This window comes from Streptomyces sp. RLA012, from assembly GCF_056270325.1.
The window spans coordinates 9,602,421-9,619,819 of record NZ_JBWDPA010000002.1 but is presented as its reverse complement, the minus strand read 5'-3'; the positions used below and the strand labels follow the sequence as shown (position 1 = coordinate 9,619,819).

General features: G+C 68.1%; 7 protein-coding genes and 1 pseudogene. 1 reads left to right on the top strand and 7 read right to left on the bottom strand.

Annotated elements, in window-relative coordinates; all coding sequences use genetic code 11:
• Positions 1-208: 208 nt before the first annotated feature.
• From RV986_RS43700 to RV986_RS43690, 3 genes are all read right to left on the bottom strand, one after another.
• Entirely contained in the window at positions 209-616 is a 408-nt protein-coding gene (locus RV986_RS43700; RefSeq protein WP_475922682.1) for a hypothetical protein, read from the bottom strand.
• Positions 613-7,020 carry an RHS repeat domain-containing protein gene (locus RV986_RS43695; RefSeq protein WP_475922681.1) on the bottom strand — a complete coding sequence of 2,136 codons (6,408 nt, stop codon included), beginning with the start codon at positions 7,018-7,020 and terminating at the stop codon, positions 613-615. Before RV986_RS43695 ends, RV986_RS43700 begins: the two co-directional genes overlap by 4 nt.
• Before the next feature lie 129 nt (positions 7,021-7,149).
• On the bottom strand, positions 7,150-11,568 hold the full coding sequence (locus RV986_RS43690; RefSeq protein WP_475922680.1) for a LamG-like jellyroll fold domain-containing protein: 4,419 nt from the start codon (positions 11,566-11,568) through the stop codon (positions 7,150-7,152).
• A gap of 153 nt (positions 11,569-11,721) precedes the next feature.
• Between RV986_RS43690 and RV986_RS43685 the strand changes: the two genes are divergently transcribed.
• Complete coding sequence (locus RV986_RS43685; protein ID WP_475922679.1) at positions 11,722-11,994, top strand: hypothetical protein; 273 nt, start codon at positions 11,722-11,724, stop codon at positions 11,992-11,994.
• 559 nt (positions 11,995-12,553) lie between these two features.
• Here the strand turns inward: RV986_RS43685 and RV986_RS43680 are convergent.
• The 4 genes and pseudogenes from RV986_RS43680 to RV986_RS43665 form a co-directional block, all read right to left on the bottom strand.
• Complete coding sequence (locus RV986_RS43680) at positions 12,554-13,147, bottom strand: hypothetical protein (protein WP_475924750.1); 594 nt, start codon at positions 13,145-13,147, stop codon at positions 12,554-12,556.
• Between the two features lie 214 nt (positions 13,148-13,361).
• Positions 13,362-13,529 (bottom strand): annotated as a pseudogene (locus tag RV986_RS43675) (recombinase family protein); the annotation flags it as partial.
• Positions 13,530-13,766: 237 nt separating this feature from the next.
• Positions 13,767-15,470 (bottom strand): IS1182 family transposase, encoded by a 1,704-nt coding sequence (locus RV986_RS43670; RefSeq protein WP_475924650.1) that lies wholly within the window; start codon positions 15,468-15,470, stop codon positions 13,767-13,769.
• Between the two features lie 140 nt (positions 15,471-15,610).
• Complete coding sequence (locus RV986_RS43665) at positions 15,611-17,314, bottom strand: IS1182 family transposase (protein ID WP_475924650.1); 1,704 nt, start codon at positions 17,312-17,314, stop codon at positions 15,611-15,613.
• Positions 17,315-17,399: the final 85 nt, after the last annotated feature.

Sequence of the window (17,399 nt, the reverse complement as noted above, 5' to 3'; positions counted from 1 at the left end):
CATCATCGCAGGTCACAAGGCACTTCTTCGTTTCCGGAGAAACTATCCACAGGCATCAAGCCGGTGGATCCGGGCTGAGTGGAACGCCCATCCATCGAGGCTGCCACCCACTGTTGCCGCCAAGATCCGCACATGCCCCGCCAGTGAATACCTGGCGGAGCATGTGAATTGATTCGGGAATGCTCTTGTCCGTCGCTATGAACGACCGTCAGGCAGACATATCCCGTTCGTTCCGAAAAACGGCGACAGTGCCGGGCTCACCCTCGACCAATCTCTCATAGAAAGATGGATCATTCGCCCACTCCTTGAAGGTGATCAGCGAACTTCCGACGCGATCCTGCGTCATGGCGTTTGCGGTGTAGTTCACGACCCAATGGGCAGGCAGTGATCCGTCCGACACTCGAAACAGCGGACTCGGGTACCAGACAGGATAGGGGAGGTCCCGCTCATCGAGAAGGTAGTACCAGAAGGCTTCCTTCAGCGCAGTGATCGCATGGACGGTGTACTCCTTTCCGACGGAGAGAGGGAACACTTTTTCTCTGGTCAATCCCCATTTGGAGTCGAGCATGGGCAGAGGTAGTTGCCCTCCGGAGTTACTGATTACCTGTACCTTCATCTTACGTTTGGCTCCATCTGTGGAAAGTCACGCTTGAACTTGAACTCGACATTCATCCCGGTGTCGAGATTCCTGAACCAGTGAACGTTTCGGATGGCTTTCCCTTTGGCGTCGTCCAACGTGGACTCCATCTTCACCCACTCGCCCGGACCATAGTTCGCCTCCAGCCTGGGAGCATCGCCGAGGTCTCGGATGATCACCTCTCCCGCACCATGCTTCGCCGCACGCAAGGTGATCTCGTCATAGTAATCATGGGGAACCTGATCGGGGATCGCCCCCTTGCGCACTGCACCGCTGGCGGGCGATTCAGCGGCTTCACCCTCTGCGGATCCGGCGGCACCGCCCAGATATCCCAGCAGGGCTATGCCGATGGCTTCTTCGATGACGTTGCCGCGTGCGACGGCCCGGGCCTTGCTGCTGCATTCGGCGGCGTTGTAGACGCAGTAGGTGGCCGCGATCTCCTTGGCCTTCTTGACGCTCTTGCCGCCGTGCAGCACGTAGAGGTAGGCCTGAGCGCATCCCTCTCGCCCGTAACAGGCGCTGCCGTTGAAATGGGTGTTTTCGTGGGCCGGATTGAACCAGAAATCGCCTTCGGTACCCTCGCCGATACTCCTGGGGGACCAGAAGTTGTCCGCCAGAGTGTTGAGGTCGTTCGTGACGGGGGTGTTCACCGCCACCCAGGTCTTCTTCGCCGCGTGGGAGCGCTTGTAGATGTTGCCGCGGTGGTAGTCGGACGTGCCGGTCTTCGCGTCGTAGCCGACTTCCTGCTGCTCGTGCTTGCTGCAGTACTTGACGTCGTACTGGCAGGAGTTGGGCTTGGAGCCGATCTCCGTGCCCGCCGGGTCGGAGTAGGTCAGCGGGTTGTTGTTGGCGTAGCTGTAGCCGTTCATCTGCTGCGGGTCGCCGGCCGTGAAGACCGGGTCGACCGACAGGAAGCGGCCGGTGGCGGGGTCGTACTCGCGGGCGCCGAGGTGGGTGAGGCCGGTGGCGGTGTCGGTGGTGCCGCCGACGAAGCCCTTGGTGCCTGTCCAGGTGTTCGACGCCGTGCCACGCGATCCGCCGAACGGCAGGCTGCGGCGCTGGGTCAGCGCCTGGGTGCCGGCGTTGACGGACAGCTGGGCGGTGCCGTGGTGGTCGGCCAGGGTGAAGGAGATGGTCCCGTCGTTGGCCTGGACCGCCTGGTGGCCGCCGCCGAGGCTGAAGTAGCGGGTGCCCTTGGCGGTCGTGGCGCCCTTCGCCAGCGTGATCTCCGTGGCGCCCAGATAGAGCGTGGTCTCCGTCGGGGTGCGGCCGATCAGACGGTTGCCGTCGGCGTCGTACAGGTACTCGGTGACCTTGTCGCTGCCGCCCTCCACCGGCTGGGTGACCTTGGCGAGATGGCCCTCGGCGTCCCAGTCCAGGGTCTGGGAGGTGCCGTTGCCCAGCAGCCGGGTGTGGGTGTAGCCCGCGACGTCATAGCCGAAACTGTCGGTGGACTTCACCGTCCCGGTGGTGGTGTCCACCGAGCCCAGCGTGTGCGGCCGGACCGCGCCCGGATCGGGGTAGTGGTAGCTCCGGCCGGTGTCGGAGGCGCCGGTCGTGGTGGCGTGCTGGGTTTCGGTGAGCCGGTTGCCGACCTTGTCGTAGGTGTAGGAGGACCAGTACGGGGCCGGGCCGCCGAGCACAGCGGTGGTGGGTGTGGCGGCACAGCCGGTGGCCGGCTGGGCCCAGGCCTCGCTCACCCGGCCGAGGTAGTCGTAGTCGAAGCACTGGTTGTCGGTGCCGGAGCGGGAGGTGTCGGAGACGGACAGGACGTTGCCCGCCTCGTCGTAGGAGTAGGTGTTGTACTGGTCGACGCCCGCGATGTCCTGGCGGTCCACCCGTGAGGTGGCCAGCCGCTGGGTGCCCCACTGGTAGGTGTTGGTCTCGTAGGTGGACTTGCCGCCGTTGGCGGCCAGCGAGTACTGCAGCGGCTTGCCGGTGAGGCTGTAGCTGGTGCTCGCGGTCAGGTTCAGCGGGCCGCTGACCTTGACGGGCCGCAGGGTGTTGTCCTCGTAGGTGTAGGCGACGGTGTCGGCGGCCAGGTCACCGGCCTTGGGATAGCCGACGCCCTGCACCGTGCCCGAGGCGTTGTAGGTGGTCGCCGACAGATAGGTGCCCTGCAGCGCGCCCTCGGCCGACGGGATCGTCACCGAGGTACGCAGCGGCCGGTACAGCCGGTCGTAGGCGACGACGCTCGTCTTGTACTCCTGGGTGCCCACGTAACGCGAGCTGGACGCGAGCTGACCCTTGGCGCCACTGATCGTGTCGTAGACCCACTTGGCGCGCAGCGTGCCGGTCGAGGAGGTGTCGCGCAACTCGGTCTTGCGGCCCAGACCGTCGTAGACGGAGGCGAGGACCGTGCCGCGGGCGTCCTTGGTGCTGGTCAGCTGGGAGCGGTCGTCGTACTCGTTGTGGCCTGCGCCCTTGTCGGGGTCGGTGGTGTCGGTGAGCCGGCCCATCAGGTCGTACGTCCACGTCCAGGCGTTGCCCGCCGGGTCGGTGACCTTGGTCAGTTCACCGCGTGGGCTGTAGTCGTAGGCGGTGGTGTCGTAGGCGGCGTCGGCGGCACGGGCGTGCAGCAGGCGCAGTTCGGTGGTGTTGCCGCGGGCGTCGGCGAGGGTGGTCTGCGCCGTGCCGCCCACCGGCGGGATGACCGTGGTGCGGTCGCCGCCGTAGAGGGTCTTCGTGACGCCGAGGACCGCTCCGCCGTCGCCGTTGCCGGCGATCTGCCGCAGCTCGGTCATCCGGCCCAGGCCGTCGTAGGTGTAGCGGTTCTGGGTCTCGACGCTCAGCGCCTTCTCGGGCTTGAAGAGGGTCGTGGACGGAGCAGTGGTGTCGGTGTAGTAGGTGGCGAACTCCTTCGCGACCAGGCCACGTTCGTCGTAGAAGGTGTCCGCCAGCAGCGTCCCGCCCTTCGGGCCGGGGGCCTGCGTCTGGCGGGGCCGCAGGAAGCCGTCGTAGAAGGCGTACGAGGTGTCCTGCACCCCCGAGTTGCCGATGGTCTTGGTACCCACCGCCACCGGTTTGTTGTCGATGATGGTGTAGCTGAACTCGTAGGTCGGAGTCTGTCCGGTGAGCCGGTCCGCCAGCCACACCTTGGTGTTGCGGCCCAGTGCGTCGTAGGCGTAGGTGATGACCTTGCCGTTGGTGTCGGTCTCCGTGAGCGGCTGCCCGCGCAGCCCTTCGTAGGCGGTGGTCGACGTCTGGGCTGTGGTGCTGTCGCCGGCCGTGGCAGGCGGGGTGGTCACCGTGCTGCTCGTCGGGAAGCCCGTGGTCGGGATGTACGCGGTGGTCGTGGTCCGTCCGTCGGTGCGGGCGGTCCTGGTGAGCGTGCCCGCGGAGGTGACCGTGACGTCGGCGGTCAGATCGGTGGTGGTCAGCGCCCGTCCGTAGCCGTCATAGGTGGAGGCGGACTCCAGATAGGCCGCGCTGGATCCGCTGTATGCCTTGAGTTTCGCGGTCCTGGTGGCGTCGCCTTTCGTCGCCGCGGCGCCGTACGCCCCGCCGTCGTAGGCGGTGCGGACGTCGGACATCACATCGGCCGGGCGGCTGGTGCTGACGTCGCACGCCTTGGCGACCGTCTCGACCCGTACGGGGGCGTCGACGGGGACGCTGCCGGAGACGTAGGTGGTGCGGGTGCACTGGTCGTCCTTCGCCGTCGCCGTGTCACCCAGATCCTCGCTCTGGGTGACCAGGCCGGTGGTCGTGTCGTGGGTGTCGGACCCCGACGTAATCCGCCACTTGTCGCCCGCCCCGTCGTCCAGCGAGGTCCACGACTTGCTGGAGGCGTTGCCGGTGAGGTTGGCGGTGACGGTGCCCCAGGTGCGGACCTTCTTCGCGGTCTGCTGGTACCAGGGCCGGTTCACCGTCTTGGAGAGCACATTGCCGCCGGGAGCGGAGTAGGTGACGGTCTTGTACGCGAAACCGGCCTGCGACTCGTGGTCGGTGATCGGGTCGCCCTCACCCGTGTCGAGGGTGACCGACACGCTCTTGGTTCCGCCGGAGGACGTCTTGCGGTCGCCGTCCATGCCGCGCAGGAAGTAGGTGTCTGTCTGCGACTTCATGGCCGACGCGCCGCCCTGGCCGCCGGTGCGCACTCGTACGTGGCCGTAACCGCGCCACTGTGACCAGGTCTTGGACTTCTCCTTGGTCATCCCGTCGTCATCGTCGTAGTGCCAGGCGGCGCCGTCCAGGTAGTCGTACATGGTGACCTGGTCCGGCGCGCCGCCGGTACGGTCGGTCGAGGTGACCGTGTCGACCACGTACTTGTTGAACCACTGCAGGTCCGGGTCGTCGGTCGTGCTGCCGCCGATGTACTGCGGGAAACACCGGGTGGTGTTGGTCTCCGGGGTGGGCAGCGCGGCGGCGTCACAGACCGGGGCCGAGTAGCCGACGTCGATCTGGCCGCCGGACTCGTCGGCGACGGTGGACAGCCGGGACTTGATGTACGGGGCGTAGCCGTCGCCGGTCTTGTCGAGCCGGTTGGCGAGCTGGGTGTAGGCGAGGGTGACCTTCGGCAGGGTGACCGAGGTCGTGGCGTCGTAGCCGGTGCGCTCGATGGAGTCGAGCAGCAGCTGGTAGTCGGTGTCGGCCATGCCCCACCGGTGGGTGAGTTTCCAGCCGTCGACGTTGCTGTAGGAACCGGACACCAGCACCTGGGTGGTGACGCCGGTGAGCCGCTTGCGGGTGAAGAACGCCGGGGAGGATCGGCCCTTGTCGCAGTCGGTGCCCGCGTCGCAGTTCAGATCCCACGGGGTGTCGTACCAGTACTGGGCGTCCGTGGAGATGGACGAGCACGTGGTCGAGCTGTCGGGGATGCACCGCTCGCTGCTGGTGAAGTCGACCTTGGCCAGCGCCTTCGTCGAGTACATGGCGGTGGACTTCAGCCCGTACTCGATCCGGTCCACCGTCCCGCCGCGTACATACGGCGTGTCGTCGGCGGCGGTCAGGTTGCGGCCGTAGGAGTTGGTCTCCTTGTCGTAGTAGTACGCGACCGCGTTGCCGTGCGGGTCCACGACGTAGTCGAGGTTCCAGCGCCAGCCCTGCTGGCACCAGGACGCCGCGAACGTCGAGGCGTTGCACGGCTCGGCGGCGTTGTTGCCGAAGACCGGCACCGTCCATGTCGAGTCGGTGGTCTCGTTGCCGCTCGCCCAGCCCGGCAGCCGGTTGTAGCCGAAGTAGTACTGGGTGCCGTCGGGGGTCGTCACCCGCCAGTACTCGTCCTTGCGGGCACCGTTGGAGCGCACGTCGGTCGACGAGCCGTAGATCCGGTCGATCTTCGTGCCGTCGTCGTTCTGCAGCTTGAAGGAGTCGGTGCCGTTGGGCACCAGCTCCCCGCCCGAGCCGTTCAGCGACAGCGTGGCGTTGTCGTACGCCCAGCACAGGTCGCCCGGCTTGTTCCCGTCGGCGTTGGTCGCCCCGTCGTCGGAGCAGCTCTTGTAACTGCGCTCGATGAAGCCGGGCGACAGGTCGAAGCCGTCACCGACCCACGACGCCTGGTTGTTGGTGTTGCCGGTACGGCCGTCGACGCCGCCGGAGGAGTACGAGAGTCCGACCTTCGGGGTCAGCCCGCCGGGTACCTGCGGCACCGCCATGTCGTACGACCACGCGAACGAGCCGCTGCTCTGATCCGTGCTCCAGGTCGACGAGGCGGACAGGGACGTGGCTTTGTAGTCGCCCGTGGCGCTGCTCGCCGAAGCGGTCGCCGCGAGGACGGTCGCCGTACTCGCGCTGAGCGCGACAGAGTCCGCGGTCAGCGTCTGCTTCTCGGTGTCGTTGACGCTTTCCACCGGCTGGGTCGTACGGCACTGCTTCTTCTGCGGCGTCGTCAACGCACACGCGGGCAGCCGGACCAGGGTCAGCCGAGACGCGTAACCGCCGCCGTACAGTCCGGCGAACGAGGAGTAGTCCAGCCCGGCGCGCACCTTGCCGGCGCGCGTACTTTTCTGACGGGGAGTCAGCGTGAAGACCGGTCCGTCGACCCCCGTCTTCCGCGCCGCTTCGCGGGACAGCGCGCTCACGGTATAGGTGCCGGTGGCCGCGTCCGCGGACCGCTTGACCCGCGTGTCCAAGGTAAGCGGTAGCCCCTTGACCCGGGTCGCCTCCGGCCGCAGCGTGACCGCCGCCGCGCTCGCCTTCGGCCAGCTGGTGGCCGGCGCCTCGGCGGGCGTACGGGGCCCCTTCATCACCTTACGGGGCACCGCCTTGCCCGCCGGGCCACCGGGGACCGGCGACTCGGCCTGCGGCAGCGCGGGCTTGCGCCAGCCCTGGGCGACGGCGGGTACGCCCGACGCCTGTAACAGTGTCGCGGTCAGCACGGCGGCCGTGGCCATGGCCACCCGGCGCCATGGCCGGCCTGTTCTTATGCGTGGTCTGGTCTTCATGCGGGTCTGTCTTCCTCCCGTTGAGTACTCCGCGGGCAGCGGGGAGCCGCGCACTGCGCAGTGAGCTAGTTGGCCTGGGAACGGGCCGACCGTGTGCGGCGGCCGGCCCGTTCCCGGTGGCTGAGCCGGTCAGTCGCCGCTGGGGACGGTGGTCTCCACGCCCGGCGCGCCGACGGCGAGGTGATCGATCTGGGTCTCGGTCAGTGCGCCCTGGAAGACCCAGACGTCGGAGAGCGAACCGGGGAAGTACTGGCCGGACGTGGTCCCGGTCGTGTCACGGCCGAGCTGCAAAGTCCTCGCGGCCTTGTAGGTCAGTACGTCGTCGGCCCATGACACGGTGTCGGTGCAGCTCGCGTCGTCCTGCACCCCGTCGTCGTTGCTGTCGGCGCATGCGGTCTCCTGCAGCTCGCCGTTGACATAGAGGCGGACCTCTTTGGAGAAACCGTCGTAGACAAGAGCCACGTGGTTCCAGTCGGTGGGGCCGTAGAACATGCCGTTGCCGATGTCGGAGACAGCGGCAGAGTCGCTGTCGGAGTCAGCCGTGACGATCCGCCAGCGGCCCGGATCGGTGGCCGGGGTGGCGCTGGGTTCGTAGCGCACCGCGAACGCACTCTTCTTGGATCCGGGAGCGCTCATGACGGTGACCGGACTCGTCGGAGTAGCGGCCGCCTGGACGAAGGCGCTGACGGTGAAGCTGGCGCTGGTGTCGACCGGCACCACGGGAGCCGCCGCGTAGTCGTCCGTGCCGTCGAGGGTGACGGTGCCGTCGACCCCGCCCAAGCCGGCGTCGACCCCACCTGTCCCGGCCTGGGCGCCGTTGTAGAGGGTCATGGCGTTACCGGAGGACGAGGCATCGGGCGAGGTCAGCGGGGTGCCGGTGGCCGTCTCGAACTTCCAGCGGCCCTTGACCACCGCGCGCTGCTTGAACAACTGCTGCACCTCACCGGCCGACACCGGGCGGTCGAACAACCGCACGTCGTCGATCTGGCCGGGGAAGAACGAAGTGGGCGAGCCCTGGAACGCACTGGCGCCGATCTGCAACGCGCCCCCGGCGTACCAGGTCGAGGGCAGGGCAGTGGTGCCGGCCAGGCTCCCGTTGACGTACAGCGAGAGCTTGTCGGCCTCGGTGTCCTGCACGCCGACCAGATGCGTCCATTCACCGCCGTACGCGGTGGTGCCCTCGGGCTGCAGGGCCCGCACCACCGTGGAGTCGGCGGTATCGGCGCTGTGCTGGTTGAACACCCAGCGGTCGTAGGAGCTGGAGTAGTACAGCTCCGGCCCCGTCACCACGTTGCCAATCTGCGAGGCGACGGTCGCGGCGTGGGTCGGTTTGGTCTTCGGCAGCTTCACCCAGGCCGAGACGGCGAAACTGTACGAGGTATTGATGTGCGGGCCGCCGGTGGTGGCGTAGTCGTCAGTCCCGTCCAGCGTGAGCGCGTTGCCGTCCACCCCGGCCGCGCCCGTCGTCGCGCCGCCCTTGAGGACCGCGGGGTTCACATCGGCCCGGCCGCTCAGAGCGGTCGCGTCGGCAGCGTCGTCCATGTGGAAGACCGCGCGGGCCGGACGGCCGCCGATCGAGTTCGAGCTGTACAGGCTCGCCACGTCGGCCGCCGACAGCGGCTTCTCGAAGGTCTTCACCTCGTCGATGGCGCCGGGGAAGGGCGCCGTCGGCGTGCCGCTGAGGAAGCTGCCGCCGATCACCATGCCGCGCCGCGCGTTCCAGGCCGTGGAGTAGGCCGTGGACCCGGCCGGCGCACCGTTGACGTACAGCTTCAGCAGTTGCTCGCCGGCGGAGTAGATGCCGACCAGATGCGTCCACTCCCCGGCCTTGACTCCGCCCGCGGCGGCCTGCATGGCTCGGACGGGGGTGCCGGAGGCGGTGTCGGAGCTGTACTGGTTGAACACCCAGCGGTCGTACCCCTTGGAGTAGTACAGCTCGAAGCCCGGTGCGTTGTTCCCGCGTTGGGAGGCCACGACGGCCGCTCCGGACGGCATGGCGGACAGCTTCACCCAGGCGGACACCGAGAAGCTGACGTCGGTGTTGATGGTGGCGGTGTCGGTGGCGGCGTAGTCGTCGACGCCGTCGAACTGCACTGCCTTGCCGAACTTGCCCTCCACGTTCGGTGTCGGGCCGTTGTGCAGGGTCGCGGTCTGCTCGGGTGCGCTGCCCGCCGCCTGGGTGGCGCCGGCCGCCTCGTCCATGGACCAGTCGGCACGCTCACGCTGCCCCGACTTGACCCGGAACTGGTAGGTGCGGATCTCGGAGCCGTTGCCCGCGGCGTCGAAGGACCGCGCCGTGAAGGTGTTGAGGCCCGGCTTGAGCGGCAGTACCGGCACGGTCTTTGCCGCTCCGCCCGAGGTGGTGACCGTGTTGGCCGAGACCGGGTCGCCGTTGAGGCCGAACCAGTACTTCGTCACGTCGGAGACGGCCCCGGTGATCACGAAGTCGCCGTACTGACCCACTCCGTCGTACCAGGGGTCGTCGGGGTCGTCGGGATTGGAGGACGGGTAGATGGCCGAAGAGATGGCCGGCGCCTTCGGCACGCTCGTGTCGTACACGAAGTAGCAGGCGGTCGGATCACCTGTGTACGACCACGGTGAGTACTGGGCCCCGTCGTAGGACTGGACGTACCAGTTCACCGTCTTGTTAGCGGGGATGGAGGACGGCAGGGTGATCGCGAAGTCCGAGCCGGATTTCTTCGCCGTCGTCAGACCGGACTTCCAGCGGGTGACCACACCCTTGCCGTCACCGGTGTCCCAGCTCGCCCGGAACTCTACGGAGACGGAATCGCCGTCGGGATCGGTGACGTCGTTCGCGTAGATCTTGCCCAGAGTGCGCACCCGTGCGGCGGCTGCGGGTTTCTTGCACGATCCGCCGTACTCCATGGTCAGCTGCGACATCTTGACCTGCGGCGGCGGACGGTTGTACTGCACGCGCAGATAGGCGTCGTCCGAGAACCGCTTCCAGGCGTTTCCGTCGGTCTCGCTCGCGGCCTTCATGCCGAAGGTCATCGTCGACCACTTCTTGTCCGCCGCCTGCTGCACCGCGGACTTCACGTCGAACTCGGCGTCCTTCGCGGCGCAGCCGGTGAATCCGTAGGCGAAGGACTCCGTCTTGAGGTGATCGATCCAGAAGGCGTCGTTGTCCTGCGAGTTCCAGGTCGTCGAGGAGGAGATGTCCTTGGTGCGCCACAGCTCCACGCCGCGGGCGGAACAGGACGCCGACCAGGTGTTTCGGACCACGAACTCCGCCTGCAGCACGGTCCGGCCGGCGAACTTGGAGGTCGGGATGCGGTAGAAGAGCCGCTTGGTGTCGTAGGGCGCGCAGTACGACCAGTTGCAGTACCCCAGGCCCGCGTCCGAGTCGAAATTGAACTTCCACTGGGGCGACGACGCCCAGTATTTGGAGGCCATCGTCCACGCCGCGGCCTTCGGGGAGTACCACTGGGGGTCGATGAACACGGGGTACACCGTGTCCTTGCCCCTGAGTACGCCGGTGTCCGGCGTCAGCACCAGCGCATCCTGCGCGGCAGGAACGTCCACGCCGACCGGCGCCACATTACCGGACTCCGCGGCGACGGCCTCGGAGGCGTCCGACCTGCCCTCGGAGGCGGTGGGGCTGGCGGTGGCAGTTGGGCTGGCGGTGGCGTCGGTGCCGGCAGCTGCGGCTACCGAGCTCCGTGAGGTGCTCGGCGACGCCGTTCGGGCGAGTCCGGTGGGGGACTGGGGCTGGGACTGCGTCGCAGTGCCGGGCGCCTCGGTGCTGGAATCCCACATCACGGGGCGGGGAGCCTCGAAGACCGCACTTCCGGCACCCTGGTCGATCGCTGCCAGGCCGCCGTCACCGGTCTCCTTGACCTGCATGCCGTAGGCGTCCAGCTTCAGGCGTAATTCGCTCAGCTCCGTGCTCGCCGCAGCCTCGGCCGATTTGACGACCAGAAGCTGGCTGAAGCTGTCCTGCTGCGCCGTCATCCGCAGATCGACGCCGGGCAGCACATCCGGATAGGTGGCGGTGTTCCCGTTCAGCTCCGGGGAGGGCAGGTCCTTGGGCCAGGACAGCGCCAGTTCACGGCCGTTCTTCGCCATCCGCACCAGCGGGGCCGAACCCCCGCCGGAGAACGTCAGACCGACCGTCGTGGCCTTGGGTACCACCGCTCCGTTCGCGCCGCGGGTCAAAGTGGTGTCGATGTCCCGCCACACGCCATCCACCCGGGTCCGCACCGGACGCAGATGCTCCCGGGCTTCCAAGTGCCCCTCCGGGGTGGCGTACACCTCGCTGCTTTCACCGCGCAACGAGAGGATCTCCACCGGCTTACCCGTGCGCGCCGCCTCGGCCAGCGCTTTGGTGTCCTCGCCCCCTCCAGCGGTCTCAACCGCCCCGCCCGTTTCGGTGGTCTCGACGGCCTTGGCGGCATCGACGGCCGAGGTATCGGCGTTCTCGCCGACCACTGCCATGGCGCTGTTGGATGCGCTCGCCGCCAGCACTAAGGCCGCGGAGAGCACCACGCCGACTGAGCGCAGCCGACGTCTCCCCCCGTGCGTATTCATATGAACTGCTCCCCCACCACGCCGCGTTGGGCTATGACCGGATGTGTTCGATCAAACGATCAAGTCGCAACATACGGACACCTCCAGCCCGCTAACCAGAGACTCACAAGTGGACAAAGCCCACAAGATCCACTAATTAAACGAAGTCGGGGCGTGAAGTACTTCACGTTTACTCCACAAAATCGCCACGATTCGGCACCAGTGGCCCAATTTGTCATGTACGCCTGCGCCAGCACGCCCCCGAACATCCGAAGCGCGGATGACCCGGCGCTGACACAGCAGATGGCGACCATCATGGCGATCGAGGCGACCGCGATCAGCGTGCCCGTGCCGACCGAGCCGGAGAGGGCGGAGACCGGCAGCGTCCCCCTCCGCCGGGCCGGGCTCGGGAACGAGACATGTCGGTTCTTCGACGTTGAGCGGTGAATCCGTTCCGGAATTGGCGAATCCGGGCCACTCGAAGCACCAGCAGGACCTGGTCACGACCACCTGAGCTGGCCCAAATCCGCCAATCGCTGTCTTGCGCGACGGCCACGTCGCACGGTCGCCGGTGTGTGCACCGCCTAAGGGCGTGCAGATAGGTGTGTGCTCATGGGCGGCGGTTCGGGCGTTCGTCCCAGCGGTGGGTCGTCCATGCCTGACGGATCAGGCTACGCATGGCGAGTCGTCCTCGTGGCCCGCGACGACGGGGAACTCGCAGCCCCCTCCGTCGATCTGCCAGTAGTCCCACCAGGTCTCCACCCCAGCTCGCCAGGGGCGAAGTGACGGTTGTACTCGTGCGGGGCCTGGCGGCGCGGATCGCCTCGGCGAGGTCCCCCGGCTCGCACCGGGGGACTCACACGGTAACTCGCTCTTTGGCCATGGCGCTTGCGTCTCCCTCCTGTATCTCGGCCTCACGTTTCCTGCGGCGTGACGCAATCGGGGAGCCGACCGCCGCAGCCGCGCCGCCAGGTTGACGCTGGCTGCTCCTGCATCATGTTGCTGACTACCCGTTGTCCGTCGGAAGCGCCGACCCTTCGTCGGCAGCCCACTCCACCGTCACACGGGAATCACCGTTCCAGCGTGCACCCTGGTATGGGGCCTTACGCACGGTCACGCGGTCGATGGCAAGGCGCAGGAGGCTGCGCCGCATGTCCAGCTCTGCCGCTTCCCACGTTTCCCGCAACAGTTGGCCGTCGTCCACGATGCTCGTGTCGATGACGGCACGTGGGGCCACGGCGTCCAAGTGCTTCTGCGCGGCCTCCACGGCGTCAATCGCGTCACGATGCAGCGGAGCGAAGTAACGGGCAGCCGGACCGTCGTACAGCCCGGCCTGCCTGTCCGCCATGAGGCGCCCCAGGGACGATTCCGCAGCGTCGAGGGCTTCCCGTGCTCCCCTCACCTCTTCGGTCTCCTCGGGGAGCGTCAGAGCCGTCCAGCGCTCCGCGATCTTGACCGCCAGGGCGTCGGTCGGTTCCAGCGCCGTGACGACGTTGAGCCAGCGGCCGACGATCCCGTTCGAGCGCGTCGGCGTACGCGGACGCTGGGGCCGGGCAGATGCCGCACGCCCGCTCCTTCTCGCACTTGTACGAGAGCCCACGGAAGGTCATCGCGAGCTTGCACCCGTCACAGCGCAGCAGGTCCGTGAGGAGGTGAGATGCCTTGCCAGGGCCCGGAGTTCCGTCGCCAGCCAGCGGACGGACTTTGCCCGCCGCCACGCCCTGTGCATGCCGCCGGCCAGCCTCATCCACCAGCTCCGTGCGCAGGCTGACGCGCTCCCCTGCCTCATTCCGGTAGGCGACGAGCCGCCGCCCCTCCTTGATCACCTGCCATCCCGCGTAGGCAGGGTGCGAGATGGTCCGGCTAATCGCTGCGTGCCGCCACGCGCCCCCAGACTGCCCCGGAATGCCTCGCGCGTTCAGGTCACCGGAGATCGTCCGCGCAGATTCGCCACCGCTCACCCTCCGGAAGATCTCCAGCACGATTTGGCTGTGTCAGGGTCAGGCACGAGCTGACGGCGCTTGCCGATGATCTCTACGCGGTAGCCGTACGGGGGCTGAGCCGTAACCCACTGCCCGTCTTCCCGCTGCTGCTTGGTGTCCCTCGTACGCGCGGAAAGCTGATCGCTGTATTCCTTGGCGTCCATCGCCCGGTTCAAAATCCAGCGCTTGTCTCGCTCGTTCGCGGAGTCAAGGCTGTCGACCCTGTTGCCCATTCGGCTACGCGGCGAGGCTGAGTTCGAGTCGGGCGAGGTGGCTGGTGTGGCGGCGGTCGAGTGGTTTGCCGTTCCACCAGGCGTTCAGGCGGATGAGGTTGAGGGCGACGGCGCTGTGGACGTGTTCGAGGTGGGTCTTGGCCAGGCCGCGGTAGCGGGCCCGGCGGCTGTCGGTGACGGCGAGGGCCTGTCGGATGGTGCCCTCGACGCCGGAGCGTAGGGCGTATGCGTCCTGCCAGTGCCGGTCGGCCTGCTCGGCGCGGGCGGTACGCAGGGCTTCGGTCAGCGGGCGCGGGTTCAAGGTGAGCTGGCGGAAGCCCCGGCGGCTGGTGGTGCACAACTCGCGGACCGGGCAGGGGCCGCAGGCCGGTTTGGTGAAAGCGACCACGATCATCGGATAGCCGTGCTGGGTGCACGGGCTCCAGGAAGAGCTGGTCTGCCCCTGGGGGCAGGTGACCTGCTGGTACTTCCAGTCGATGGTGAATGCGTCGGCCTGGAAGCCGGCGTTCTCGCGGGCCTGGCGGGACTGGTCGAGCAGAACCGGGGTGATCAGTGCGATGCCGTAGGTCTGGCGGGACTTCACGATCAGGTCGGCGCTGGGGTAGCCGGAGTCGAGGTAGTGCTCGCCCGGGAGCAGGCCGCGGCGCTGCAATTGCTGGTGGATGCCGTCCAGGGCCTTGGTGTCGGGGACGGTGGAGGCGGTGGTGGCCACGTTCGTGATCAGGTTCGGGGCGGTGCGCTCCTTTTCAGGCGCGCCCGTGCAGCTCTCGCTCACGTGCAGCTTGAACCCGTTCCAGAACGTGTCGCGCTTGGCGGACCAGCGGGTGTCGAGGTCGTAGGGGGAAGCGATGCGCAGATGGCCGGGCGGAAGCCCGTCACCACCCTCCTCGGTCCTGGTGCGCCGGGCCACGACCTCGCGCCCGCCCCGTGCGGTGGTGCGGGTGTAGTTCTGCAGCAGCACGGTGCGCAGGGTCTGCACCGCGGGCAGCTCTCGCAGCCAGGGTTCGGAGCGTGGATCGTAGACGGCGCTGAGCAGGGCGAAGCCGTCGCGGGCGTAGGTCAGCGCGAGCTGGTCGCGCTTGGTGGCGGAGGAAGGCATGCGCCAGGTGTCGATCCGGGTGTCGTAGCGGCGCGACCAGCCGGGCACGTCCAGCACGCCGGCGACCCAGTGCGGCGCGGCCACCGTCAACGCCTCCACCGCCGCCCGCACGCTCTCCCCTGCCAGCTCCAGGCGGTTCAGGTCCCGCACCGCGGAGACGATATGGGTGGAGTCGGTGCGCTGCTTGCCCCCGGCACCGGCCAGACCCTGCTCCGTCAGCCTGGCCAGCAGCAGGTCCAGGACCTTCTCCTCCAGATGGTGCTCGACCACCCGGGTACGGAACTGGGACAGCACGGTGAAGTCGAAGCCGGTGTCGGTCAGCTCCAACCCGAGCGCGTAGGCCCACGAAAGCCGGTCACGCACCGCCTCAGCGGCTTGGCGGTCCGTCAAGTTCTCCGCCATCTGGAACACCGTCACCAACGCGAGCCGACCCGGGGACCAGCCCGCCGGCCCTGTCGCGCCAAAAGCCTCCGCGAACTCCTCGTCCGGGAACAGTTCCCCCAGCCGGTCGCGCACCGCCACCGGCAACGGCACCTGCCGCCCGTAGTTCTTCGCCCGTACCGCCCGCGCCACCACGGGATCCGGCTCCGGCCACGACCGCGGCTCCATCGACACGCCCATCCCACCCCACGACCGGGGACCAGGAAAGAACCGACCGCACCACCAACCCTGCCAGCACCACCAAGCCGCTGTCAGCCTTCAACTGCCAATAGGCAACAGGGTCGCTGTCGACCCTGTTGCCCATTCGGCTACGCGGCGAGGCTGAGTTCGAGTCGGGCGAGGTGGCTGGTGTGGCGGCGGTCGAGTGGTTTGCCGTTCCACCAGGCGTTCAGGCGGATGAGGTTGAGGGCGACGGCGCTGTGGACGTGTTCGAGGTGGGTCTTGGCCAGGCCGCGGTAGCGGGCCCGGCGGCTGTCGGTGACGGCGAGGGCCTGTCGGATGGTGCCCTCGACGCCGGAGCGTAGGGCGTATGCGTCCTGCCAGTGCCGGTCGGCCTGCTCGGCGCGGGCGGTACGCAGGGCTTCGGTCAGCGGGCGCGGGTTCAAGGTGAGCTGGCGGAAGCCCCGGCGGCTGGTGGTGCACAACTCGCGGACCGGGCAGGGGCCGCAGGCCGGTTTGGTGAAAGCGACCACGATCATCGGATAGCCGTGCTGGGTGCACGGGCTCCAGGAAGAGCTGGTCTGCCCCTGGGGGCAGGTGACCTGCTGGTACTTCCAGTCGATGGTGAATGCGTCGGCCTGGAAGCCGGCGTTCTCGCGGGCCTGGCGGGACTGGTCGAGCAGAACCGGGGTGATCAGTGCGATGCCGTAGGTCTGGCGGGACTTCACGATCAGGTCGGCGCTGGGGTAGCCGGAGTCGAGGTAGTGCTCGCCCGGGAGCAGGCCGCGGCGCTGCAATTGCTGGTGGATGCCGTCCAGGGCCTTGGTGTCGGGGACGGTGGAGGCGGTGGTGGCCACGTTCGTGATCAGGTTCGGGGCGGTGCGCTCCTTTTCAGGCGCGCCCGTGCAGCTCTCGCTCACGTGCAGCTTGAACCCGTTCCAGAACGTGTCGCGCTTGGCGGACCAGCGGGTGTCGAGGTCGTAGGGGGAAGCGATGCGCAGATGGCCGGGCGGAAGCCCGTCACCACCCTCCTCGGTCCTGGTGCGCCGGGCCACGACCTCGCGCCCGCCCCGTGCGGTGGTGCGGGTGTAGTTCTGCAGCAGCACGGTGCGCAGGGTCTGCACCGCGGGCAGCTCTCGCAGCCAGGGTTCGGAGCGTGGATCGTAGACGGCGCTGAGCAGGGCGAAGCCGTCGCGGGCGTAGGTCAGCGCGAGCTGGTCGCGCTTGGTGGCGGAGGAAGGCATGCGCCAGGTGTCGATCCGGGTGTCGTAGCGGCGCGACCAGCCGGGCACGTCCAGCACGCCGGCGACCCAGTGCGGCGCGGCCACCGTCAACGCCTCCACCGCCGCCCGCACGCTCTCCCCTGCCAGCTCCAGGCGGTTCAGGTCCCGCACCGCGGAGACGATATGGGTGGAGTCGGTGCGCTGCTTGCCCCCGGCACCGGCCAGACCCTGCTCCGTCAGCCTGGCCAGCAGCAGGTCCAGGACCTTCTCCTCCAGATGGTGCTCGACCACCCGGGTACGGAACTGGGACAGCACGGTGAAGTCGAAGCCGGTGTCGGTCAGCTCCAACCCGAGCGCGTAGGCCCACGAAAGCCGGTCACGCACCGCCTCAGCGGCTTGGCGGTCCGTCAAGTTCTCCGCCATCTGGAACACCGTCACCAACGCGAGCCGACCCGGGGACCAGCCCGCCGGCCCTGTCGCGCCAAAAGCCTCCGCGAACTCCTCGTCCGGGAACAGTTCCCCCAGCCGGTCGCGCACCGCCACCGGCAACGGCACCTGCCGCCCGTAGTTCTTCGCCCGTACCGCCCGCGCCACCACGGGATCCGGCTCCGGCCACGACCGCGGCTCCATCGACACGCCCATCCCACCCCACGACCGGGGACCAGGAAAGAACCGACCGCACCACCAACCCTGCCAGCACCACCAAGCCGCTGTC

Bases quoted from the DNA above. Each gene is read 5' to 3' on its own strand.
- RV986_RS43700 (WP_475922682.1), bottom strand. From the start codon at position 616: ATGAAGGTACAGGTAATCAGTAACTCCGGAGGGCAACTACCTCTGCCC.
- RV986_RS43665 (WP_475924650.1), bottom strand. From the start codon at position 17,314: ATGGAGCCGCGGTCGTGGCCGGAGCCGGATCCCGTGGTGGCGCGGGCG.
- RV986_RS43695 (WP_475922681.1), bottom strand. From the start codon at position 7,020: ATGAAGACCAGACCACGCATAAGAACAGGCCGGCCATGGCGCCGGGTG.
- RV986_RS43670 (WP_475924650.1), bottom strand. From the start codon at position 15,470: ATGGAGCCGCGGTCGTGGCCGGAGCCGGATCCCGTGGTGGCGCGGGCG.
- RV986_RS43690 (WP_475922680.1), bottom strand. From the start codon at position 11,568: ATGAATACGCACGGGGGGAGACGTCGGCTGCGCTCAGTCGGCGTGGTG.